Origin of the sequence: Paracoccus thiocyanatus (genome assembly GCF_900156255.1) — a bacterium.
GTDB lineage: Bacteria > Pseudomonadota > Alphaproteobacteria > Rhodobacterales > Rhodobacteraceae > Paracoccus > Paracoccus thiocyanatus.
In genome coordinates this window covers 111987-132793 of sequence record NZ_FTMK01000008.1, presented here as the reverse complement: position 1 = coordinate 132793, position 20807 = coordinate 111987, and the positions used below count along the sequence as shown (strand labels likewise).

Here is a 20807-nt window from a genome sequence, read left to right as displayed (position 1 = left end):
CGGGGGATCATGCGTCGGCGGGGGTCAGCTTGTCCAGAAGCTCGGCGGCCAGCCGGCGGCTGATGGCGCGGCGATCGGCCAGGGATTCGCGGTCGATGGCTGCGACCAGACGCCGCGCCAGGTCCAGGTCGCGCTCCATGCGCAGCGAAAGCCAGTCCACCACCTCGGGCGAGACCTGGATCTGGCGGTCGGCGAACAGCTTGACCAGCACCGCCGGCAAAAGCGCGTCATCGGGCGGTCCCAGCACCGCCTGGGCTGCGGTTTCAAGCCGCGACCGCAGGTCGGGCAGTTCGACGCCCCAGTCGCGCGGCACCATGCGCGCCGTGATCAGCAAAAGCGCCCCGCGCGCGCCGGCCAGGTTCCACAGGTGGAACAGGCCCTGTTCGGCGCCGGGATTGCCGCCGATCTCGTGGCCGTCCTCGACCACCAGCGCCGCGCCGGGGCGCACCAGGTCGTCCACGCCCTGCGGGGTCAGCGCCCATCCCTGGCAAAGCTGGGCGTCATGTTCGGCGGCCCAGACGCCCGCCAGATGCGACTTGCCGGCGCCGGGGCCGCCGATCAACAAAAGCCGCCCCTGCGGCCAGCGCCCCGGCGCATCCAGCATCGCCAGCGCATCGCGATTGGCCGCCGTGACCAGGAAATCGTCGCGCGACGAGGCCGGCGGCATCGTCAGGTCCAGCGTCAGTTGCCGCGCCACCGTTCAGCCGTCCTTGCTGCGCCGGCTGTCCTGCGCCTCGGCCCAAAGCTGCGAGGGCGAGGGCGGGCCCTCGGCATCGGGAACCTGGCCTTGTTCCAGCCGCTGCTGATGCTCTTCCATCAGATGCGCCAGATGCTCTTCGCGGTGGATCTGCGCCACCGCCACGTCGCGCGACATCTGCGCCAGGTGGCGCGCCCGCTCGGTCGTGCCGCGCGGCACCAGCTCGACCATGGTCGGCGGCGCGGGCGGCGACGGCACCTCGCGGCCGGTATAAAGGGCGCTTTCCTTGTAGCGGCCGACGGCAAAGCGCACCAGCACGCCCAGGGCCGCAGCCGCCGGCACCGCGATCAGCAGGCCGACAAAGCCGAACAGCGTGCCGAACACGGTCAGCGCCAGCATCAGCCAGACCGGGTGCAGCCCGACGCTGCCGCCGACGATCTTGGGTTGCAGGTAATTGCCCTCGACCATCTGGCCGATGACGAAGACCGCGATCACCGCGGCGATCCACAAGGGCGCGCCCCAGAACGAGAACAGCGCGACGCCGATGGCAAGCGCGCCGCCCACCAGAACGCCGACATAGGGGATGAAGGACAGCGAGGCCGCAATCACCCCGATCGCCACCCCGAAGGGCAGGCCGATGATGCCAAGGCTGACGGAATAGAATGTGCCCAGGATCAGGATCACCATGCCCTGCCCGCGCACGAAGCCCGACAGCGCCGTGTCGATCTCTTGCCCCAGGCGGCGGATCGTCGCGGCATGCTGGCGCGGCAACAGGTCGTCCAGCCGGTCGACCATGTCGTCCCAGTCAAGCAGCAGGTAAAAGGCCACGACCGGCACGATCACGACCAGCATCACCATGCTGACCACCCCCATGACCGAGCCCAGGACGGTGCTGACAAGCTGCCCGCCCCGCTCGCTGATCTGCTGGCCGATGCTGGTCAGCGCGCCGTTGACCGGGCTGCCCTCGGTAAAGATCTCGGGAAAGCGGCCCATCAGGAACTGCTGGAGGCGCTGGAACATCTCGGGCGCGGTTTCGATCAGCGCGGTGGTCTGGCGCACCAGAACCGGCACCAGCAGCAAAAACAGCGCCACCACCACCAGAAGGCCGCACAGCGTGATGACCACGACCGAACCCGTCCGCGACAGTCCCAGCCGCTCCAGCCGGTCGGCAAGCGGATCGAAGAGATAGGCGACCGCGGCCCCCATCACGAAGGGGGTGACGGCATTGCCCACCCCCCAAAGCGCCAGCAGCACCAGGACAAGCGCGCCGCTCCAATACAGGATCTGTTTCTGAACCGGCAATTGCATGGGTGTTGCGTGCTCCTGTCGCGCATATGCGTTCCTATTTGGACGGTCCCGCGGCCGCTTGCAAGGAAGCCGTTGCCCCGTCAGGCGCGATCCGCTAACCCGTCCCCGCCACCATGAGGATTTCGCCATGCGTCTGTCGCGCTATTTCATGCCCGTCCTGAAGGAAGACCCCAAAGAGGCCCAGATCGTCAGCCACCGGCTGATGCTGCGCGCCGGCATGATCAAGCAGCAGGCGGCCGGCATCTATTCCTGGCTGCCGCTGGGCTTCAAGGTGCTGCGCCGCATCGAGCAGATCGTCCACGAGGAACAGGCCCGCGCCGGCCATATCGCCATGCTGATGCCGACGCTGCAATCGGCCGACCTGTGGCGCGAAAGCGGCCGCTACGACGATTACGGCGAGGAAATGCTGCGCATCAAGGACCGCCACAAGCGCGACCTGCTCTATGGGCCCACGAACGAGGAGATGATCACCGACATCTTCCGGTCGCATGTGAACAGCTACAAGGACCTGCCGCTGACGCTGTATCACATCCAGTGGAAGTTCCGCGACGAGATCCGCCCGCGCTTCGGCGTGATGCGCGGGCGCGAATTCCTGATGAAGGACGGCTACAATTTCGACCTGACCAAGGAAGACGCGCTGCACGCCTATAACCGCCACCTGGTCAGCTATCTGCGCAGCTATGAGCGCATGGGCTTGCAGGCGATCCCGATGCGCGCCGATGGCGGGCCGATCGGCGGCGACTATACCCATGAATTCCTGGTGCTGGCCGAGACCGGCGAATCCGAGGTGTTCTATGACAGCCAGATCACCGACCTGAAATTCGGCGACCGCGCCATCGACTATGACAGCGTGGAGCAGTGCCAGGCGGTGCTGGAGGAATTCACCAGCCGCTATGCCCGCACCGACGAGACCCACGACCAGGCGCTGTTCGAACAGGTCCCCGAGGAACGCCGCCGCCAGGCCCGCGGCATCGAGGTCGGGCAGATCTTCTATTTCGGCACCAAATATTCCGAGCCGATGGGCGCGACGGTCGTCGGCCCCGACGGTGGCCGCGTGCCGGTGCATATGGGCAGCCACGGTATCGGCGTCAGCCGCCTTCTGGGCGCGATCATCGAGGCCAGCCACGACGACAAGGGCATCATCTGGCCCGAGGGCGTGACCCCCTTCCATGCCGGTATCGTCAACTTGAAACAGGGCGATGCCTCGACCGATGGCGCCTGCGAGGCGCTTTATGCCGAGTTGAAGGCCCAGGGGCTGGAGCCGCTTTACGACGACCGCGACGAGCGGGCGGGGGCGAAATTCGCCACCATGGACCTGATCGGCCTGCCCTGGCGCATCACCGTCGGCCCGCGCGGCCTGGCGGCGAACAAGGTCGAGCTGACCTCGCGCCGCAGCGGCGAATCGGTCGAGCTGTCGCCGCAGGAGGCGGTGGCGCGGCTGAAGGAGATCTACCGGCCGGTCTTCGACGCGGCGAAATAGGCCCGGCGGCGCCCGGCGGCGCGGTTGCCGGAGTATTTGGAAAACGGTGAAATCGGGCGCAGCGCGGTTTCGTGGTTCGAGGTTGGGCGATGGTGAAAAAGGCGCTGATCACCGGGGTCACGGGGCAGGACGGTTCCTACCTGGCCGAGTTCCTGCTGGAAAAGGGCTATGAGGTGCATGGCATCAAGCGCCGCGCCTCGTCCTTCAACACCCAGCGCGTCGATCACATCTTCCAGGACCCGCATGCGGTCGAACCGCGGTTTTTCCTGCATTACGGCGATCTGGCCGACACGTCGAACCTGACCCGGATCCTGGCCGAGGTGCGCCCCGACGAGGTTTATAACCTGGGCGCGCAATCCCATGTCGCGGTCAGTTTCGAGGCGCCGGAATATACCGCCGATGTCGACGGGCTGGGCGCGCTGCGGCTGTTGGAGGCGATCCGCTTCCTGGGGCTTGAGGGGGCGACGCGCTTTTACCAGGCGTCGAGTTCCGAGCTTTACGGGTTGGTGCGTGAGAGCCCGCAGACCGAGCGCACGCCGTTTCACCCGCGCAGCCCCTATGCCGTGGCCAAGCTTTACGCCTATTGGATCACGGTGAACTACCGCGAGGCCTACGGGCTTTTTGCCTGCAACGGCATCCTGTTCAACCATGAAAGCCCGCGCCGGGGGGAAACCTTCGTGACCCGCAAGATCACCCGCGGGCTGGCCAATATCGCCCAAGGCGTCGAAAGCTGCCTTTACCTGGGCAACCTGGATGCGCTGCGCGACTGGGGCCATGCCCGCGACTATGTGCGCATGCAATGGCTGATGCTGCAATGCGATGCGCCTGACGATTATGTCATCGCCACTGGCGAGCAGCATTCCGTGCGCCAGTTCCTGATCTGGACGGCCGAGGAGCTGGGCATCGCGCTGGAATTCCGCGGCACCGGCGTCGAGGAGGTGGCGGTGGTCGCCTCGATCACCGGGGACCGGGCGCCGGCCCTGGCGCCCGGCGACGTGGTGATGCGGGTCGATCCGAAGTATTTTCGCCCCGCCGAAGTGGCAAGCCTGCTGGGCGACGCCGCCAAGGCCCATCAGCGGCTGGGCTGGCGGCCCGAAACCAGCTTGCGCCAGATGATCGCCGAGATGGTCGCCGCCGACCTGCGCAGCGCCCGGCAGCATGCGCTGCTGCACCGTCACGGGCTTGCCCAGCCGGTCCCGGCCGGGTCGCGCTAGATGGCGCGGCTGTTCGTCACCGGCGGCCAGGGCATGGTCGGACGGAACCTGCGCGCCCATCCCGGCATCGCGGCCTGGCAGGTCCTTGCGCCGCCGCGGGCCGAGTTGGACCTGCGCGACGCCCGCGCCCTGCGCGACTGGCTGGCCCGGCATCGCCCCGATGCGGTGGTCCATGCGGCCGGCGTCGTCGGCGGCATCCAGGCCAATATGGCCGAGCCGCTGCGGTATCTGGCCGAGAATGCCCGCATCGGCCTGAACCTTGTCACCGCCTGCCGCGACGCGGGCGTGCCCGTGCTGATCAATCTAAGCTCCAGTTGCGTCTATCCGCGCGATCTGGGCCGCGACCTGGCCGAAGAGCAGATCCTGTCCGGCGCGCTGGAGCCAAGCAACGAAGGCTATGCGCTGGCCAAGATCATGGCCATGCGGCTGGTGGAATATGCCTGCCGCGAAGATCGCGCGCTGCAATGGCGCACGCTGATCCCTTGCAATCTTTACGGCCCCCATGACAAGTTCGACCCCCGCCGCGCGCATCTGCTGCCGGCGGTCATCCACAAGATCCACCGCGCCAGGGTCGAGGGCCATGAGACGGTCGAGATCTGGGGCGACGGCACGGCGCGGCGCGAGTTCATGTATGCCGGCGATCTGGCCGACGCGATCCTGCGCGCCTTGGCCGATCCTTCGGCGCTGCCCGCGGTCATGAATGTCGGGCCGGGTGTCGATCACACCATCAACGAATACTATGACGTCGTGGCCGCGGTGGTCGGCTGGCAGGGCCGCTTTGCGCATGACCTGGGCAAGCCGGTCGGCATGCGCCGCAAGCTTTTGTCCGTGGCGCGGCAGACCGCCTGGGGCTGGGCGCCGCGGACCGGCCTGCACGAGGGCATCGCCGCCACCTATGCCTGGTATCTGGAGCATCAGCCATGAGCCGCTTTCCCCTTGCAAGCTCAAGCTGGGACGAGGCAGAGCAGGACGCCTTGCAGCGGGTCATCGGCTCGGGCCGGTTCTCGATGGGCCCCGAGGTCGCGGCTTTCGAGGCGGATTTCGCCCGCTTCACCGGCAGCCGCTACGCGGTGATGGTCAATTCGGGCTCATCGGCCAATCTGGCCATGGTGGCGGCGCTGCGCCATACGCAGGATCCGGCGCTGCGGCTGATGCCGGGGGACCAGGTGATCGTGCCGGCCGTGTCCTGGTCGACCAGCTTCTTTCCGCTGCATCAATACGGGCTGCACCTGAAATTCGTCGATATCGACCGCGAGACGCTGAATTACGACCTGGCGGCGCTGGCCGGCGCCATAGACGAGCGCACCCGCGCCATCATGGCGGTGAACCTGCTGGGCAATCCCAATGATTTCGACGCGATCCGTTCGCTGATCGGCAGCCGCCGCATCCTGCTGATCGAGGATAATTGCGAATCCATGGGCGCGACTTTCGGCGGCCGGCAATGCGGCACGTTCGGGGTGATGGGGACGTTCTCGACCTTCTTCTCGCATCACATCTCGACCATGGAGGGCGGGCTGGTCGTCACCGACGACGAAGAGCTTTACCACATCCTGCTGGCGCTGCGGGCGCATGGCTGGACGCGCAACCTGCCGAAATTCAACCGCGTGACCGGCGAGAAAAGCGACGATCCCTTCGAGGAAAGCTTTCGCTTCGTCCTGCCCGGATACAACCTGCGCCCGCTGGAGATGTCGGGCGCGCTGGGGCGGGCGCAACTGGCCAAGCTGCCGGGGCTGGTCCGGGGCCGGCGGTCGAACGGCGCGCGCTGGGTCGAGGCGATGGCCAACCACCCGCTGCTGCGCATCCAGCGCGAGACCGGCGAAAGCAGCTGGTTCGGCTTTTCGCTGGTGCTGCGCCCCGAAAGCGGGCTTTCGCGGCGCGAGGTGCTGGCGCGGCTTGGGGCGCTGGGGTTCGAAACCCGGCCCATCGTCAGCGGCAATTTCACGAAAAATCCGGTGCTGCAACTGATGGATCACAGCCTGCACGGGCCGATGACCAATGCCGAAGAAATCGACCTTAACGGTTTCTTCATCGGCAATCATCATTATGACATCCGCGAGGCGATCGAGATTCTGGCCGGATTTCGCGGCTAAGCCCCAGGGCGCGCTGGACTTGCGGGCCTGGTTCTGGCCAGGATCGGCGGCGGCATGTCTTGGGGTGGTCATGGGCTGGGGATGGACGGAGCGGATCGGCATCGCGGCCCTGGCGATCATGCTGGCCATCGCCGGGGCGTGGTATGCCTGGCCCGCCCCGCCGCGCCCGGTCACGCCGGTTCCCGCGCTTCGCCTGGACGACGGCGCGGATATCCGGGTGCGGCTGGTTGAACCCCAACCCGGATTGACGGCGCTTGCCGCCACGATCACGGGGCGCGCGGCATCGGTCCCGGCGGGGCCGGGCCTGCGCCATGAATGGCCGGGCTTTCACGCCTCGGCGCGGTTCACCGGGACGGCGATCACCCTGCGCTTCGACGATGCGGTCAACCGCTGGCGCATCACGCTGGACGGCCAGGCAGTCGAACTTGCGCGCCCCGGCCGAAAGGACCTGCGCATCGACGGGCTTTCGCCCGGCGTCCATGACATCCGGGCGGAAAAGATCAGCGAATCCCCGGCGCCGGCGACTTTCGGCGGCTTCTTCCTGGACAAGGGGGCGGCGGCGCTGCCCCCGCCCCCGCCGCCGCCCCGGCTGATCGAGTTCATCGGCGATTCCGACACGGTCGGCTTTGGCAACACCGCGCAGCGCCGCGATTGCGATGCCGAGGAAATCTTTGCCGCCACCGATACCAGCCGCGGTTTCGGACCCCAGGCTGCTGCGGCGCTGGGTTCGGATTATCGACTGATCGCGCGCTCGGGCATCGGGCTTTTGCGCAATTACGGCGGCGCCGACCCCGCCCATACGATGGAGCGGCTTTACTCCCTGGCCCTGCCGGGGGACCCGGATGCGCCCGCCCTGCCCCAGCGCCGGGCGGATATCGTCGTCATCGCCCTGGGTTCCAATGTCTTCGGCTCGGACCTGGATCCAGGGGAAGGCTGGGGCGACAAGGCCGAACTGGGCGGCGATTTCGGCCCGGCTCTGGCTGATTTCGCCGCCGCGCGCCTGGGCGACAATCCCGGCGCGACGATGGTGCTGCTGGCCTTTGGCGAATATGGGCCCGAACTGGTCCAGGCGCATCGCCGCGCCTCGGACCTGCTGTCGGCGCGCGGCATGGCCAATCTTTTGCTGGTCCTGGACGATCCGCGCCGCGACGCCTGCCTGTGGCACCTGTCGGCCCGCGACCACGCCGCCATTGCGGAAAGGCTGGTGGCGGCGCTTGGGCAACCGCAACCGGGCTGATGCGTCGATCTGCGCTTGCACCAGCGGCGCTGCGATCGCAAACTCCACCCGACCCAGCCAGCCGAGCCGACATGCCCTCGCTAAGACCGATCCATAACCGCCTGCGACGCCTGTTGGGCATCGGCCATGCGGATTTCCTTGCCGGCGCGGTCGAGCGCTGGCAGATCTGCCCGCCGGAACTGGCCGCGATCGCGCCGGGCATCTGGCTGCCCGACCAGGTCGAACATATCGCCCGCACCGAATTCGGCGCCCTGCCCGACATCCTGGCGCAGATGCGCGGCAACCCGGCCGAACCCACGCCCGCCACGATGGGCTATCGGTTTCGCGACGTGGATTTCGTCGATGGGGTGCTGCATGCGCGGGGGGCCGACCGCCACCTGCGCCAGCGCCGCCATTCCGGCCTGACCTATTCGCGGCCCCGCGAAAGCCTGTCGGGCGCGCTTTACGAAAGCTGGATCGGCAACCGCTGGTTCGGCAACTGGCTTTTGAACGACTGCCTGGCCTATCGGCTGGCCGAAGGCGCCGGCGCGCCCGTCACCTCGGCGCCCCCGCGGGGCGGCCATGTCGCCCGCTACGAGGAACTGCTGGGCATGGCGCCCCGCCGCATCGGCGACGTGCATTTCGACGAGCTGGTCCTGTTCGACGACCTGCACAACAACAGCCACCGCCGCGCCCGCGCGCAGGAAAACCGCGCCCGCGTCCTTGCCGGCCACGATCCGTCGCCGCGGCCCGGCGTCTTCATCTTTCGCGGCGCCAGCGGCGATGCCCGCATCCTGGAGAACGAGGCCGAGATCGCCGAGCGGCTGGAGGCCGAATACGGATTTTCCACGCTTTACATCGACCGCATGGATGCCGACGAACTGGCGCAGGCGGCCGGCGCGACCCGTCTGGTCGTCGGGGTCGAGGGCAGCCAGCTTGCCCATGGCGTCATCGCCATGGCCCCCGGCGGCACGGTGCTGACCTTGCAGCCGGCGGACCGGGTGACGACCTCGCTCAAGCTGCTGACGGATTGCTGGCGACAGAATTACGCCATGGTGGTGGGGTCGGGCACCGCCCGCGGCTACCGGGTGGAATGGGACCAGTTGCGGCGCACCCTGGACCTGATCGCGGCCGCCACGGCCCGCAACCCGGCCCCGGAAGTATCCTAACAGTCAGGTTGAGTTTGCGCCGCGACAACGGAATATGGGGCCGGCAACCCGATTTTCCGCGAAGTGATTAACAAGTGCATGGTGATGTTCGAAACTCTGCGCGACGACTATGAAAGACACGGCCGCTCGCTGACCGAGCCTGCCTTCGTGTCGCTGGCCGTCCACCGCTATGGCCGCTGGGCCCTGGAGCGGCGGAACCCGCAGGCGCGCTGGCTGGCGGGCAAGCTTTATGCGCTGATGAAGATCCTGGTGCTGAACGTGACCAAGGTCTGGATCCCGCCGCAGGTGCAACTGGGCCGCGATTTCCACATCATCCATGCCGAGGGCTCGCTGTCGATCCATCCCGACGTGGTGATCGGCGACCGCTGCGGGGTGATGCACAACGTCACCATCGGCACCAATATGGGTCCCGGCGCGCCGGTGATCGGCGACGACGTGTTCATCGGCGTCAATTCCTGCGTGCTGGGGCCGATCACCATCGGCGACCGGGTGCGGATCGGCGCCAATACCGCGGTGACGACCAATGTGCCGCCCGATTCGGTGGTGATCGGCTCTCCGGCCAGGATCTATCCCAGCCTGCCGATCTTTGCCGCCAAGAAGAAGGCCCCCGCGAATGAGTGACGATTTCGACCGCAGCATGTGGCGCCTGCTGGCCGACAACCTGCCCGCCCGCGCGGATAAGATCGCCGCGGTGGACCAGGGCCGCTCGGTCAGCTTCGCCGAACTCGCGGCCGAGGCGGGGCGCGTGGCCGACTGGCTGGTCCGGCGCGGCATCCGCCCCGGCGACCGGGTGATCGTGCATCTGCGCAAGGGCATCGACGAGGTCGCGGCCATGTTCGGCGCCTGGAAGATCGGCGCGGTCGTCGTCAACGTGAACATCCGCTGGACCCCCGCGCAACTGGCCTATGTCGCCCGCGACAGCCGGGCGCGCGCCGCGATCCTGCCCGCCAAGGTGCTAGAGGCGCTGGCGGGCGACCATGCCCTGCCCCAGGGCACGGCCTATCTTGTTCAGGGCAAGGCCGAGGGCCTTGTCCAGGGCGCGGACCCTTGGGGGCCGCTTGCCGCCGACCTTGCGTCCGCGCCCGACGAATCCGACCCGCGCGGGTTGGCGATGATCATCTACACCTCGGGCTCGACCGGCGCGCCCAAGGGGGTGATGCTCAGCCATCGCAATATCCGCGTGGGCGCCATCTCGGTCGCGGACTACCTGGGGCTGGACGAAAGCGACCGGCTGCTTTCGGTGCTGCCCTACAGTTTCGACGCCGGGCTGAACCAGCTGACCACCATGTTGCTGACCGGCGGGACGGTTGTGCACCAGCCGCTGACCATGCCGGCCGAGATCATCCGCATGGCCAAGGCCGAATCGGTGACGGGAATCGCCGGGGTGCCGCCCTTGTGGAACCAGATCGTGCGGCTGCTGGTGGACCGGCCGACCGAATTGCCGGCGCTGCGGCGCATCACCAATACCGGCGGCAAGATCCCCCCGAACATCCTGGAATTGCTGCCGCAGGTGTTTCCGGGCGTCGACATCTACCTGATGTATGGGCTGACCGAGGCGTTCCGCTCGACCTATCTGCCGCCGGCGAAATTCGCCGCCAAGATGGGCTCGATCGGCCGGCAGATCCCGAACGCGCAGGTCTTTGCCGTCAAGCACGGCCAGGGCGTGGCCGGCCCCGGCGAACAGGGCGAGCTGGTCCATGCCGGGCCGCTGGTCAGCATGGGCTATTGGGAAAAGCCCGAGGTGACGGCGCAGAAGATCCGCCCCTGCCCGGAACTGGCGCATCTGCTGGGCGATCAGCCGGTGGTCTGGTCGGGCGACCTGGTTCGCGTGGACGAAGATGGCGACCTGTGGTTCGTCAGCCGCATGGACGAGATGATCAAGACCCTGGGCTTTCGCCTGTCGCCGACCGAGGTCGAGGACGCGATCTCGCAAAGCGGTCATGTCACCGACGTGGTGGCCTTCGGGGTCGAGGATGCCCAACTGGGCCAGGCCGTCCATGCCGTCGTGACCTATCTGCCGCAGGGCGACGAGGCCGCGCTTGCCGCGCATTGCGCCCGCGCCATGCCCCATTACATGCGCCCGCAGCGCTATCATTCCTGGCCGGCCGCCATGCCGCGCACCGCCAGCGGCAAGCTGGACCGCCCCGCCATCATTTCCGCCGCCAAGGCGGCATTGCAGAACTGACCAGAAAGGCATTGAATCCATGAGCCTCAGCAAGGACGACCTGATCCGCCATATCCGCAGCGAGTTGAACATCGACACGCCGCTGGACGGCGATACCGAGCTTTTCTCGACCGGGATGCTGGATTCGGTGGCGATGGTGGGGCTGATCGCCTTTGTCGAGGACAAGGCCGGGGTGCGGGTGCAGCCGGGCGACGTGACGCTGGAGAATTTCGACACGGTGGACGCCATCCTGGCCTATGTGCAGTCCCTTGACTGACCTGGCCGCCGACCTTGACCGCCACCTGGCCGGGGCGGCGGCGCGCTTCGGCACGCCGGCCTATGTCTATGCCACCGACGAAATCGAGGCCCGGCTGGCGCATCTGCGCGCGCATCTGGGGCGCTGGTTCGCGGTCAGCTTCGCGGTGAAAAGCAATCCGAATCCCGCGCTGCTGGGCTGGATGCGGGACCGGCTGGACTGCCTCGACATTTCTTCGGGGGGCGAGTTGGCGCTGGCGCGCGAGGCGGGCTGGGATGCGGCGAAGATCAGCTTTACCGGCCCGGCCAAGCGCGAAACGGAACTGCGCGCCGCCATCCGGGCGGGCCTGGGCGAGTTGGTCGTGGAAAGCCTGCGCGAGGCGCGGCTGGCCGATGCCGTCGCCGCCGAACTGGGCCGCGTCCAGCCGGTGCTGATCCGCCTGGCGCCCGCGCGCGTGCCCAAGGGCTTCGGTGACCAGATGGCCGGCCGGCCCAGCCCCTTCGGCGTCGATGTCGAGGACGCGGACGAGATCCTGCCGCAGATCGCCGCCCTGCCGAACCTGCGCATCATCGGGCTGCACATCTATTCCGGCACGCAATGCCTGAAATCCCAGGCGATCTGCGAAAACTGGCGCATCTTCATGCAGGTGTTTTCCGACACCTGCGCCGCGCTGGACCTGCGCCCGGAAAAGCTGATCTTCGGCGCCGGACTGGGCATCCCCTATCATCCCGGCGACAACGCGCTGGACCTGGCCGAGATCGCCGCCGGGATCGGGCCGGAACTGGGCGCCTTTGCCGCGCGCTTTCCCGCGACCCGGCTGGTGCTGGAACTGGGCCGCTACCTGGTCGGGCCGGCGGGCTGGTTCGTGACCCGCGTCGTCTCGGTCAAGCAATCGCGCGGCACCCGCATCGCCATCTGCGACGGCGGGCTGAATGCCAACCTGGCCGCCTCGGGCAATTTCGGCATGGTGCTGCGGCGCAACTACGTCATGCACCGCGTCGGTGGCGATGAAAGCGGCACCCGGCCCCAGGAAAAGCAAGACATATCCGGGCCGCTCTGCACCTCGATCGACAAGCTGGGGGGCGGCGTCCTGCTGCCGCGGCTGGACGAGGGCGACCTGCTCGCCATCCATGGCTGCGGCGCCTATGGGCCGACGGCCAGCCCGCTGCATTTCATCAGCCATCCCATGCCGGCCGAGGTGCTGGTGACCGGGGGGCAGATGCGCGAGGTGACGCGAATCCGCGACGGCTAAGCGCCGGGCCGGGGCAGTTCGCCGCAGCGTCGATAAAATATTGCTGATCCGAGTTTTTTTCGGGGCTTTTCTCGACCGGATCGGTTGTGTTTTCGGCGGGCGCCCGTCTATTATCGGCGCACATTCCCAGCCTGACAAGGAACACGATGGTCGAACAGAACCTGTTGCTCATGCTTGTTCTGACGCCTTTCGTGTCGGCCGCCCTTGCGGCAACGCTGCCCATTCGGGCGCGCAATGCCGAAGCCTGGCTGGCGGGGCTGACGATGATCGTCTCGCTGGTGATCCTGGGCGTTCTTTATCCCGCCGTGGCCGGGGGGGAAAACATCACCGGGACGGTCTATTGGGTCAGTTCCATCGGCCTTGACCTGACGTTCCGCATCGACGGGTTTTCCTGGCTGTTCATGGTGCTGGTGGCGGGGATCGGCTTTCTGGTCATCCTGTATGCGCGCTATTACATGTCGCCCGACGACCCCGCGCCGCGGCTTTATTCCAGCCTTCTGGCCTTTTGCGGGGCCATGTCGGGGCTGCTTTTGTCGGGCAACATCATCATGCTGGTGGTGTTTTGGGAACTGACCAGCATCGTCTCGTTCCTGCTGATCGGCTATTGGTTCCAGCGCCAGGACGCGCGCGACGGGGCGCGGATGTCGCTGATCGTGACCGCCTCGGGCGGGCTGTGCCTGATGGTGGCCATGATCCTGCTGGGCCAGATCGCCGGCAGCTATGACCTGGACGCGGTGCTGGCCGCCGGGGCGAAGATCACCGGCCACCGGCTTTATCCGGTGGTGCTGATCCTGTTCGTGCTGGGGGCATTCACCAAATCGGCGCAATTCCCGTTCCATTTCTGGCTGCCCAACGCCATGGCGGCGCCGACGCCGGTCTCGGCCTATCTGCATTCGGCGACCATGGTAAAGGCCGGGGTCTTCGTGCTGTTGCGCTTTCACCCGGCGCTGGGGGGCACGGATCTGTGGTTCCAGATCGTCACCGGCATCGGCCTGACCACGCTGCTGCTGGGGGCGGTGGTGGCGCTGTTCCGCCATGACCTCAAGGGGCTGCTGGCCTATTCCACCATCAGCCATCTGGGGCTGATCACCGCGCTGGCGGGGATCGGCACGCCCTTTGCCCTGGTCGCGGCGGTGTTTCACATCGTCAACCACGCGGTGTTCAAGGCATCGCTGTTCATGGCCGCCGGCATCATCGACCACGAAACCGGCACGCGCGACATGCGCCGCCTGTCTGGCCTGGCGCGCGCCATGCCGGTCACGGCGGCGCTGGCCATCATCGCCTCGGGCGCCATGGCGGGGGTGCCGCTGCTGAACGGCTTCCTGTCCAAGGAGATGTTCTTCGAGGCGACCTATGTCTGGAACAATGGTGGCTCGCTTGACAGTTTCGCACCCATTGTCGCGGTCGTGGCCGGGGCGTTCAGCGCCGCCTATTCGCTGCGTTTCATCGTCACGGTGTTCTTCGGCCCGCCGGCCACCGACCTGCCGCAGGAACCGCACGAGCCGCCGCTGCTGATGCGCCTGCCGGTGGCGATCCTGGTCGCGATCTGCCTTGCGGTCGGGATGTTTCCCCAGCAGGTGCTGGGCACCTGGCTGCAAACCGCCAGCCTGGCGGTGGTCGGGCCGGACCTGCCGCGCTTCAGCCTGAAGATCTGGCACGGCATCAACGCGCCCCTGGTCATGAGCATGATCGCGATGGGGCTGGGGGCGCTGATCTATCTGCTGCCGCGGCGGCTGATCGATTCGGGCGAGGACGGCACCCGGCTGTTGCGCCGGCTGGATTTCGCCCGCGGTTTCGACTGGCTGTTGCAATCCCTGACCATCCGCCTGCCGCGGCTGGCGCTGCGCGTGCTGTCCACCGCCGGGCTTCAGGCGCAACTGCGCGTGCAGGTGCTGCTGGCGCTGGCGGGGGCATGGTTCGTCCTGCGCCGGCTGGACTGGAACGTGCCGATGCCGCAGATCGGCGCCAGCGAGCTGGTCTTTGCCCTGCTGTGGCTGGTCGGCGGCACCTGCGCCGTGGGCGCCGCCTGGCAGGCCAAGTATCACCGTTTCGCGGCGCTGGTGCTGATGGGCGGGGCGGGGCTTGTGACCTGCGCCACCTTTGTCTGGCTGTCGGCGCCCGACCTGGCCGTGACCCAGCTTCTGGTCGAGATCGCGACCACCGCGCTTTTGCTTCTGGGCCTGCGTTGGCTGCCCAAGCGCGACCAGGAAATCCCCGGCGACCAAAGCTTTGTCTCGCGGTCGCGCCGCGCCCGCGACCTGCTGATCGCCGTGGCCTGCGGCACCGGCATGACCGCGCTGGCGCTGGCGGTGCTGCTGACCGCGCCCGGCGCCTCGGTCGGGGACTGGTTCCTGCGCAACGCCTATGTCGAGGGCGGCGGCACCAATGTCGTCAATGTCATCCTGGTCGATTTCCGCGCCTTCGACACCTTCGGCGAAATCACCGTGCTGGCCACGGTCGGGCTGACCGTCTATGCGCTGCTGCGCCGCTTCCGCCCCGCGCCGGAAAGCGTCGAGCGCCCGCGCCCGCAGCTTGATGCCGAAGAACAGGCGCTGGAAGCCTATCTCTTCGTGCCCTCGGTGCTGATGCAATGGCTGTTCGCGCCGATCATCGCGCTGGCCGCCTATCTGTTCTTGCGCGGCCATGACCTGCCGGGCGGGGGCTTTGCCGCCGGCGTCACCCTGGCCATCGGGCTGCTGCTTCAATATGTCGCCGCCAATGTGCGCTGGGTCGAGGCGCGGATCGTCGTGCTGCCGGTGCGCTGGATGGCGGCGGGGCTGACCATCGCGGCCGCGGTGGGGGCCGGGTCGTGGATCTTTGGCTATCCCTTCCTCAGCGCGCATGCGCGCTATCTCGACCTGCCGCTGATCGGCCAGGTGCCTTTTTCCACCGCGATGCTGTTCGATTTCGGCGTCTTCGCGCTGGTGCTGGGGGCCATCGTGCTGATGCTGATCGCCATCGCCCACCAATCGCTGCGCGTGGCCCCGCGCGCCCGCCCCGCCGAACCCAAAGAGGAGACAGCCTGATGGAACTGATCCTGGCCCTTGCCATCGGCGTCCTGGTCGGCTCTGGCGTCTGGCTGCTTATGCGCCCTCGCTCGTATCAGGTGATCGTCGGGCTTTGCCTGCTGGCCTATGGGGTCAACCTGTTCATCTTTGCCATGGGGCGGCTTTATGTCGGCGCAGCACCGATCATGCCCAAGGGCGGCTTCGTCGATCCGACCGCCTATGCCGATCCGCTGCCGCAGGCGCTGGTGCTGACCGCCATCGTGATCAGCTTTGCCACCACGGCGCTGTTTCTGGTGCTGATGATCGCCTCGCGCGGGGCGACGGGCACCGATCATGTCGACGGCAAGGAGCGTCAATCGTGATGAACGACGGCGCCATGCCCGACCACCTGATGATCGCGCCGATCCTGATTCCGCTGGTCGCGGGCGCCTTGATGCTGTTTTACAGCGACCGCAACCGGCAGACCAAGCTGATCATGGGGCTGGTGGCGGTGGGGCTGACCTTCCTGGCCTCGATCGAGCTGATGGCGGATGTGAAATCCGCGACCGAACAGGGCGGCACCGTCGTCGGCCTTTATCGGCTGGGCGACTGGCCGGTGCCGATCGGCATCGTGCTGGTGCTGGACCGGCTGTCGGCGATGATGGTGATGCTGACGGCGCTGCTGGCTGCGCCCTCGCTGATCTATGCCGCCGCCGGCTGGCAGGGCAAGGGCCAGCATTACCACAGCATGTTCCAGTTCCTGCTGGCGGGGGTCAACGGCTCTTTCCTGACCGGGGACCTGTTCAACCTGTTCGTGTTCTTCGAGGTGATGCTGGCGGCCTCCTACGGGCTGATGCTGCACGGCTCGGGGCCCGAGCGGATCAAGGCCGGGCTGCATTACCTGGCGGTGAACCTGGCGGCGTCGCTGCTGTTCCTGATCGGGGTGGCGCTGGTCTATGGCACCACCGGCACGCTGAACATGGCCGATATCGGCCGGGCGCTTTACTGGCTCGACGATGCGGAACGGCTGCTGTTCCATGCCGCCGCGACCTTCCTGGGCCTGGCCTTCCTGATCAAGGCGGCGGCCTGGCCGCTGGGCTTCTGGTTGCCGCCCACCTATGGCGCGGCCGCCCCGCCCGCCGCCGCGATCATGGCCATCATGACCAAGGTCGGCGTCTATGTCATCCTGCGCCTGTCGCTGCTGGTGCTAGGGCCGGATGCCGGGCTTTCGGCGGGTTTCGGCGCCTCGGTGCTGATGATCGGCGGCGTGCTGACCATGGGCTTTGGCATGATCGGCGTGCTGGGCACCCCGGAACTGGTGCGCAAAGGCGGCTATCTGGCCATCATCTCGTCGGGGACGGTGCTGGCGGCAGTGGGTTTCGCCCAGGCCGGCGGCGGCAGTTCGATGCTGGGCGGGGCGCTTTACTACATGATCGGCTCGACCGCGGCCATCGCGGCCTTTTTCCTGATTGCCGAGCCGGTCAGCCGTGACGACCGGGGCGACGATGACGACACCCCGGCCGAGGCCGACGGTTTCGACCCGCTGTCGGAACGCTGGGCCCCCATGGGGCTGGGCACGGTCGAGGATACCACCGCGCCCGCCAGCCAGCGCACCGTGAGCTGGCTGACCATGGCGATCTGTTTCGGGCTGGTCGCCGCCATGCTGGCCGGCCTGCCGCCGATGCCCGGCTTCATCGGCAAGCTCGCCATTCTGCGCGGCGCGGTTCAGGACAACCTGCCCGCCGGGGGCCACCTGCCGGTGATCCTGTGGGCCTATGCCGCGATGCTGATCCTGTCGGGGCTGGGGGCGCTGATCGCGCTGATGCGCTTTGGCATCCGCCGCTTCTGGGCCGAGGAAGGCCCGACCCCCCGCATCCTGGCGCTGGAGGTGGTGCCGGTGGTCATGCTGCTGGGCATGATCGGGCTGCAAACCCTGCGTTCGGATGCGCTTCTGGGCTATACCAACGCCACCGCCGGCGCGCTGCTTGAACCTGGGGTCTATCGCAACGCGGTGCTGGCCGATGCCCAGGACGTGCGCGCCGCCCCGGTGCAGAACCTGGCGCCCGACCCGGTCGCGGACGACCAGGACGCGAACGGCCCGAACGCCGCGGCCGAGGAGGCGCAATGAGCCGGCTTGTCCCCCATCCCGTGCTTTCGGCGGTTCTGGTGCTGATGTGGCTGTTTCTGACCGCCTTCACGCCGGGCCACCTGGTTCTGGGCACGCTGATCGCGCTTGGGGCGGGCTGGACGGTCGAGCATCTGCACCCGCCCAGGCCCGTCTTCCGGCGCTGGCAGGCGATCCCCAAGCTGATGGCGATCGTCGCGCTGGACATCCTGCGCTCGAACATCTCGGTGGCGCGGGTGCTGGTCCTGGGCCCCGACCATCCGAAATACCATTCCGGCTTCGTCCAGTTGACGCTGCGCATGCGCGATCCCAACGCGATTGCGGTGCTGGCGATCATCCTGACCGGCACCCCCGGCACCGCCTGGATCGAGTTCGACCAGGAAGAGGGGCGGCTGCTGCTGCATGTGCTGGACCTGCGCAGCGACGACGACTGGCAAAGCCTGATCCACGACCGCTACGAGGCGCTGCTTTTGGAGATATTCGAATGACAGCCGAGATCCTGCGTTTCGCCCTGGGCTATGCCCAGATCGCCCTGATCCTGGCCCTGGCGCTGGCCTGCTGGCGCATGCTGCTGGGACCGCGCGCCCAGGACCGGGTGCTGGGCCTTGATACGATGTACAGCATCGCCATGCTGCTGTTTTTGGTGATCGGGATGGGCAATGGCAATGTTTTCTTCTTCGAAGGCGCGCTGGTCATCGCGGTGCTGGGCTTTGTCACCACGGTGATCGCCGCCAAGTTCCTGATGCGCGGCGAGGTGATCGAATGAGGCATCTGGAACAGCTTCCGCCCTGGGCCGCGATCATCGTCGCGCTCTTCGTGGTCGTCGGCGCCACGCTGACGCTGCTGGGCGGGGTCGGGCTGGTGCGGCTGAAAAGCTTTTACCAGCGGCTGCACGCGCCGACCCTGGGCTATAGCTACGGCACGCTTCTGATCGTCCTGGCCTCGATGCTGATGTTCTCGCTGACCGAGGGGCGGGCGGTGGTGCATGAGCTGATGATCGGCGTCTTCATCATGATCACCACGCCGATCACCATGCTGATGCTGGGCCGCGCCGCCCTGCGCCGCGACCGCGACCGCAAGCTGGGCCATGACGAGGACGTGCCGCCCCGCCACCATGCCGTCCCGCCCGACGACGACCCCCAGGGCGATGCCTAGCGCGACTGCGCCAGCACCTGCCGCAAAAGCCCCGGATCGACGGCATCGGTGACAAAGGCCCGCCCGATGCCGCGCGCCAGCACGAAGCGCAGCTTGCCGTCCTGGACCTTCTTGTCCTGCGCCATCAGCCCGATCAGCGCCTCGTCATCGGGCAGGTCGCCCGGAATGTCGGCGATCCGCGCCGGCAGGCCCATGGCGGCCAGATGCGCCGCCACCCGCGACGGCGCCTCCTGGCTGCACAGGCCCAGCTTGGCGGAAAGCTCAAAGGCCAGCGCGCAGCCGATCGCCACCCCCTCGCCATGCAGCAGCCGGTCGCAATAGCCGGTGGCCGATTCCAGCGCATGGCCAAAGGTATGGCCCAGGTTCAGCAGCGCGCGCTCGCCCTGCTCGGTCTCGTCGCGCTGGACGATCCCCGCCTTCATCGTCACCGAATGCCGCACGGCGCGCTGGCGTAGCGCCGGGTCGGTGGCAAGCCCCGTGGCGTTGGCCTCTAGCCATTCAAAGAAGCCCTCGTCGCCCAGAAGCCCGTATTTGGCCACCTCGCCATAGCCGGCGCGGAAATCGCGCGGCGCCAGGGTGGTCAGCACGTCGATATCGGCCAGCACCAGCGCCGGCTGGTGAAAGGCGCCGATCAGGTTCTTGCCCTGGGGACTGTTGATCCCGGTCTTGCCGCCGACGGAACTGTCGACCTGGGCCAGAAGCGTGGTCGGGATCTGCACGAAGCGCACGCCACGGCGCAGGATCGCGGCGGCAAAGCCCGCCAGGTCGCCGATCACCCCGCCCCCCAGCGCAATGACCAGGTCCTTGCGCTCGATCCGCTGGGCCAGCAGCCATTCCACGGCCCGGCCCAGCTCGGCCCAGCATTTCGTGGCCTCGCCCGCCGGCAGGGCCAGCGCCGGCGCCTCGATGCCGTGCCGGGCCAGCGCCTCGCGCAGGGCGGGCAGATGCAGCCCGGCCACGGTTTCGTCGGTCAGGATGGCGACGCGGCGCTTGCCCGCCAGGGCCACGATCTCGTCCCCGGCCCGCGCCAGCAGGCCCTGGCCGATGCGCACGTCATAGGATCGCGCGCCAAGATCCACGTGAACGGTGTCGATGCTCATTTGCCCTCCAGGATCGCCGGATCATGCGCGCGGATCGCGTCCAGCACGCGGTCCGCCGTTTGTTCGATGCTGTCGCCGCGCTGCGCGGGAACGCGGATGTCGGCCAGCGCATAGACCGGGCTGCGCTCGGCCAGCAGCCGCTCCAGCGTGCCGCGCGGGTCCTGGGTCTGAAGCAGCGGCCGCGTCGGGCGATGCCGCACCCGGTGCCACAGCGTCTCCAGGTCGCAGTCCAGCCAGACCGCGACGCCGCCGGCCGCGATGCGGGCCCGGTTTTCCGGGCGCAGCCAGGCGCCGCCGCCGGTCGAGACGATGCTGGCCCCCGAATCCAGCACCCGGCCCAGCACCTCGGATTCGCGGGCGCGAAAGAAATCCTCGCCATCGCGGGCAAAGATTTCCGGGATGGTCATGGCCGCGGCGCGCTCGATCTCGGCATCGGTGTCCCAGAACGGCCGGCGCAACCGGCGCGCGATTTCGCCGCCGATCGCGGTCTTGCCCGCCCCCATCATCCCGATCAGCACGATGTTTTGCCGCATCACCACCCGGTTCCCGCCTTTTGCAACCGGACAGACTGATGGCGTGATCTTTCGGGAAATG

The 20807-nt window shown here is 67.7% G+C and carries 20 protein-coding genes; 16 read left to right on the top strand and 4 right to left on the bottom strand.

Annotated elements, in window-relative coordinates:
• Positions 1 to 7: 7 nt before the first annotated feature.
• Both F3H32_RS08390 and F3H32_RS08385 read right to left on the bottom strand, forming a co-directional pair.
• Positions 8 to 697: a P-loop NTPase family protein gene (locus F3H32_RS08390; RefSeq protein ID WP_149765441.1), complete on the bottom strand. Its 690-nt coding sequence runs from the start codon at positions 695 to 697 to the stop codon at positions 8 to 10.
• Positions 698 to 700: 3 nt separating this feature from the next.
• Entirely contained in the window at positions 701 to 2005 is a 1305-nt protein-coding gene (locus F3H32_RS08385) for an AI-2E family transporter (protein ID WP_149765440.1), read from the bottom strand.
• Positions 2006 to 2132: 127 nt separating this feature from the next.
• Between F3H32_RS08385 and proS the strand changes: the two genes are divergently transcribed.
• The 16 genes from proS (at position 2133) to mnhG (ending at position 19113) form a co-directional block, all read left to right on the top strand.
• Complete coding sequence (gene proS / locus F3H32_RS08380) at positions 2133 to 3485, top strand: proline--tRNA ligase (RefSeq protein ID WP_149765439.1); 1353 nt, start codon at positions 2133 to 2135, stop codon at positions 3483 to 3485.
• Positions 3486 to 3574: 89 nt separating this feature from the next.
• Complete coding sequence (gmd, locus tag F3H32_RS08375) at positions 3575 to 4699, top strand: GDP-mannose 4,6-dehydratase (RefSeq protein WP_188128624.1); 1125 nt, start codon at positions 3575 to 3577, stop codon at positions 4697 to 4699.
• Positions 4700 to 5623: a GDP-L-fucose synthase family protein gene (locus F3H32_RS08370; protein ID WP_149765438.1), complete on the top strand. Its 924-nt coding sequence runs from the start codon at positions 4700 to 4702 to the stop codon at positions 5621 to 5623. It begins immediately after the preceding gene.
• A complete protein-coding gene (locus tag F3H32_RS08365; protein WP_149765437.1) occupies positions 5620 to 6789 on the top strand; it encodes a DegT/DnrJ/EryC1/StrS family aminotransferase in 1170 nt (389 codons plus the stop codon). Before F3H32_RS08370 ends, F3H32_RS08365 begins: the two co-directional genes overlap by 4 nt.
• A 70-nt stretch (positions 6790 to 6859) precedes the next feature.
• On the top strand, positions 6860 to 8026 hold the full coding sequence (locus tag F3H32_RS08360; RefSeq protein ID WP_149765436.1) for an SGNH/GDSL hydrolase family protein: 1167 nt from the start codon (positions 6860 to 6862) through the stop codon (positions 8024 to 8026).
• A gap of 71 nt (positions 8027 to 8097) precedes the next feature.
• Positions 8098 to 9174: a glycosyltransferase family 61 protein gene (locus F3H32_RS08355; protein WP_149765435.1), complete on the top strand. Its 1077-nt coding sequence runs from the start codon at positions 8098 to 8100 to the stop codon at positions 9172 to 9174.
• 84 nt (positions 9175 to 9258) lie between these two features.
• A complete protein-coding gene (locus F3H32_RS08350) occupies positions 9259 to 9795 on the top strand; it encodes a serine O-acetyltransferase (RefSeq protein WP_223191386.1) in 537 nt (178 codons plus the stop codon).
• A complete protein-coding gene (locus F3H32_RS08345; protein WP_149765433.1) occupies positions 9788 to 11359 on the top strand; it encodes an AMP-binding protein in 1572 nt (523 codons plus the stop codon). The genes F3H32_RS08350 and F3H32_RS08345 overlap by 8 nt, the downstream gene beginning before the upstream one ends.
• A 19-nt stretch (positions 11360 to 11378) precedes the next feature.
• Positions 11379 to 11615, top strand: a complete 237-nt coding sequence (locus F3H32_RS08340; protein ID WP_149765432.1) for an acyl carrier protein — start codon at positions 11379 to 11381, stop codon at positions 11613 to 11615.
• Complete coding sequence (locus tag F3H32_RS08335; RefSeq protein ID WP_223191385.1) at positions 11608 to 12846, top strand: type III PLP-dependent enzyme; 1239 nt, start codon at positions 11608 to 11610, stop codon at positions 12844 to 12846. The genes F3H32_RS08340 and F3H32_RS08335 overlap by 8 nt, the downstream gene beginning before the upstream one ends.
• 146 nt (positions 12847 to 12992) lie before the next feature.
• Positions 12993 to 15872, top strand: a complete 2880-nt coding sequence (locus tag F3H32_RS08330) for a monovalent cation/H+ antiporter subunit A (RefSeq protein ID WP_149765430.1) — start codon at positions 12993 to 12995, stop codon at positions 15870 to 15872.
• A complete protein-coding gene (locus tag F3H32_RS08325; RefSeq protein WP_115755609.1) occupies positions 15872 to 16216 on the top strand; it encodes a Na+/H+ antiporter subunit C in 345 nt (114 codons plus the stop codon). Before F3H32_RS08330 ends, F3H32_RS08325 begins: the two co-directional genes overlap by 1 nt.
• Entirely contained in the window at positions 16216 to 17961 is a 1746-nt protein-coding gene (locus F3H32_RS08320) for a monovalent cation/H+ antiporter subunit D (protein WP_149765458.1), read from the top strand. The genes F3H32_RS08325 and F3H32_RS08320 overlap by 1 nt, the downstream gene beginning before the upstream one ends.
• A complete protein-coding gene (locus tag F3H32_RS08315; protein ID WP_149765429.1) occupies positions 17958 to 18446 on the top strand; it encodes a Na+/H+ antiporter subunit E in 489 nt (162 codons plus the stop codon). Before F3H32_RS08320 ends, F3H32_RS08315 begins: the two co-directional genes overlap by 4 nt.
• Positions 18443 to 18724, top strand: coding sequence for a K+/H+ antiporter subunit F (locus F3H32_RS08310; protein WP_115755612.1), 282 nt, complete (start codon positions 18443 to 18445; stop codon positions 18722 to 18724). Before F3H32_RS08315 ends, F3H32_RS08310 begins: the two co-directional genes overlap by 4 nt.
• The gene (mnhG, locus tag F3H32_RS08305; RefSeq protein WP_149765428.1) at positions 18721 to 19113 is read left to right on the top strand and encodes a monovalent cation/H(+) antiporter subunit G; all 393 of its coding nucleotides are present in this window, start codon (positions 18721 to 18723) and stop codon (positions 19111 to 19113) included. The genes F3H32_RS08310 and mnhG overlap by 4 nt, the downstream gene beginning before the upstream one ends.
• On the opposite strand, the gene aroB is transcribed toward mnhG, so the two are convergent.
• Positions 19110 to 20213: a 3-dehydroquinate synthase gene (aroB, locus tag F3H32_RS08300; protein ID WP_149765427.1), complete on the bottom strand. Its 1104-nt coding sequence runs from the start codon at positions 20211 to 20213 to the stop codon at positions 19110 to 19112. The two genes, mnhG and aroB, sit on opposite strands and share 4 nt — an antisense overlap.
• Positions 20210 to 20746, bottom strand: coding sequence for a shikimate kinase (locus tag F3H32_RS08295; protein WP_115755617.1), 537 nt, complete (start codon positions 20744 to 20746; stop codon positions 20210 to 20212). Before F3H32_RS08295 ends, aroB begins: the two co-directional genes overlap by 4 nt.
• Positions 20747 to 20807 lie beyond the last annotated feature (61 nt).

Bases quoted from the DNA above. Each gene is read 5' to 3' on its own strand.
- F3H32_RS08385 (WP_149765440.1), bottom strand. From the start codon at position 2,005: ATGCAATTGCCGGTTCAGAAACAGATCCTGTATTGGAGCGGCGCGCTT.
- proS (WP_149765439.1), top strand. From the start codon at position 2,133: ATGCGTCTGTCGCGCTATTTCATGCCCGTCCTGAAGGAAGACCCCAAA.
- gmd (WP_188128624.1), top strand. From the start codon at position 3,575: ATGGTGAAAAAGGCGCTGATCACCGGGGTCACGGGGCAGGACGGTTCC.
- F3H32_RS08370 (WP_149765438.1), top strand. From the start codon at position 4,700: ATGGCGCGGCTGTTCGTCACCGGCGGCCAGGGCATGGTCGGACGGAAC.
- F3H32_RS08365 (WP_149765437.1), top strand. From the start codon at position 5,620: ATGAGCCGCTTTCCCCTTGCAAGCTCAAGCTGGGACGAGGCAGAGCAG.
- F3H32_RS08360 (WP_149765436.1), top strand. From the start codon at position 6,860: ATGGGCTGGGGATGGACGGAGCGGATCGGCATCGCGGCCCTGGCGATC.
- F3H32_RS08355 (WP_149765435.1), top strand. From the start codon at position 8,098: ATGCCCTCGCTAAGACCGATCCATAACCGCCTGCGACGCCTGTTGGGC.
- F3H32_RS08350 (WP_223191386.1), top strand. From the start codon at position 9,259: ATGTTCGAAACTCTGCGCGACGACTATGAAAGACACGGCCGCTCGCTG.
- F3H32_RS08345 (WP_149765433.1), top strand. From the start codon at position 9,788: ATGAGTGACGATTTCGACCGCAGCATGTGGCGCCTGCTGGCCGACAAC.
- F3H32_RS08340 (WP_149765432.1), top strand. From the start codon at position 11,379: ATGAGCCTCAGCAAGGACGACCTGATCCGCCATATCCGCAGCGAGTTG.
- F3H32_RS08330 (WP_149765430.1), top strand. From the start codon at position 12,993: ATGGTCGAACAGAACCTGTTGCTCATGCTTGTTCTGACGCCTTTCGTG.
- F3H32_RS08325 (WP_115755609.1), top strand. From the start codon at position 15,872: ATGGAACTGATCCTGGCCCTTGCCATCGGCGTCCTGGTCGGCTCTGGC.
- F3H32_RS08320 (WP_149765458.1), top strand. From the start codon at position 16,216: ATGAACGACGGCGCCATGCCCGACCACCTGATGATCGCGCCGATCCTG.
- F3H32_RS08315 (WP_149765429.1), top strand. From the start codon at position 17,958: ATGAGCCGGCTTGTCCCCCATCCCGTGCTTTCGGCGGTTCTGGTGCTG.
- F3H32_RS08310 (WP_115755612.1), top strand. From the start codon at position 18,443: ATGACAGCCGAGATCCTGCGTTTCGCCCTGGGCTATGCCCAGATCGCC.
- mnhG (WP_149765428.1), top strand. From the start codon at position 18,721: ATGAGGCATCTGGAACAGCTTCCGCCCTGGGCCGCGATCATCGTCGCG.
- aroB (WP_149765427.1), bottom strand. From the start codon at position 20,213: ATGAGCATCGACACCGTTCACGTGGATCTTGGCGCGCGATCCTATGAC.
- F3H32_RS08295 (WP_115755617.1), bottom strand. From the start codon at position 20,746: ATGCGGCAAAACATCGTGCTGATCGGGATGATGGGGGCGGGCAAGACC.